Origin of the sequence: Desulfobacter vibrioformis DSM 8776, from assembly GCF_000745975.1 — a bacterium.
GTDB lineage: Bacteria > Desulfobacterota > Desulfobacteria > Desulfobacterales > Desulfobacteraceae > Desulfobacter > Desulfobacter vibrioformis.
On record NZ_JQKJ01000081.1, the window covers coordinates 1 to 1,326 of the forward strand.

General features: G+C 42.4%; 2 protein-coding genes. Both read right to left on the bottom strand.

Annotated elements, in window-relative coordinates:
- Nucleotides 1-294: 294 nt before the first annotated feature.
- Nucleotides 295-483, bottom strand: a complete 189-nt coding sequence (locus Q366_RS19160; RefSeq protein ID WP_035242434.1) for a hypothetical protein — start codon at nucleotides 481-483, stop codon at nucleotides 295-297.
- A 91-nt stretch (nucleotides 484-574) separates the two neighbouring features.
- Complete coding sequence (locus Q366_RS19165) at nucleotides 575-1,213, bottom strand: hypothetical protein (protein ID WP_051958175.1); 639 nt, start codon at nucleotides 1,211-1,213, stop codon at nucleotides 575-577.
- Between the last annotated feature and the right edge of the window lie 113 nt (nucleotides 1,214-1,326).

The following is a 1,326-nucleotide window of genomic DNA, read 5'->3' on the forward strand; positions in this document are numbered from 1 at the left end:
GAGGGAGGAACCACCAAGGGAACTACCATCAATATATGCTGGTTGACATCTCTGTTTATGAGCTTTATTTATAGTAGGCATGTAAAATTCCTTTGAGCGGGGTTTTTACTGTTGTTTAATGCCGGGAGGTGCAACTCCCGGCATTAATATTGCCTGTCAGTTCTAGGATAGTAACCTAAATTATTCTGAACAATTACTTTAATAACCAAAACTGAATGTTCCATTTTTTGCCCTCTATAAATTTAATATAAAGAAAAAAACGCAGGCATGATCATTGTTGAAAAAGCTATAAATTTAATCATGGTGTTCTATTACATCTGCACCGTCATACCAATCAGTCAAAAACTGTTTCATGGCATCACAAAACTCTCCGGGATAGCCACCAGGATCTCCGCTTTCAACTTCAACAGTTAAAATTTCAGAAAAAGGGGAAATACCCGCATTGGGCTCACATGGATTATTTATTTCAAATTTCAATTTCATAATTCAACCCTTTTCAATAAATGAATTTGGAATCGGGATTGACTATATGTCATACCATCACCTGGTTTACTTATTTTCATTTGAATGACCATTATGCAAATAATTTCCCTTGCTCCGGCCGGCGTTCCGGAACGACTGGAAAAACATATTCGCCGGCGCTGTCCCACTGATCCGCCATAGCGTCAGCAATTACCTGATAAGTGAGGCTTCGAATTTTGGCATCCTTAATCCTGGCGTGGGTCGGAGAATGGCGTTTGCCGTCGGCTGTATTTATCCAAAGCGGCTTCACTGGCTTTGTTGGAAGCAGCAAAGGCAGGTTTTTAAGCCAAAGGCCTGTTTTTTCAGATTCCGGATATCTGAATTCATACGGCTGGATATACTGGTCAGGTGGCCTGATATGCGTGGAAATAACACCTTGCGGATTCTCAATGCAGATTTTTTCAATGTCGGCGTTAAACAGGGCGTGGACAAAAAGCATCGCGTCCAGGCGTTGTTTCCATCTTTCCGGATTATTTAAAAAAGACCTGTTGCCGGATACGGTGAGATACGTGCATGGAGGGTGGGCGATCATCATATCCCAACCGTCATGAATCACATCAAAGACATCTCCCTGGTAATGTGGACCTGGGGATTCTGTCGGCAGCAGATCGCAGGACATGACGTCATGACCTTTTTTCAAAAACGCGTCCCGGACCCGTCCGGAATATTCACATGCGACTAAAATTTTCATGAGAACAATTCCAGTTGCTCTTCTTTAACAAAATTTTTATAAACGAACTTTCTTGCTATCTTGCGATCCGGGCAATTGTCATGGATGTAGTCCAGAACCTGGGCAAGGCCCAA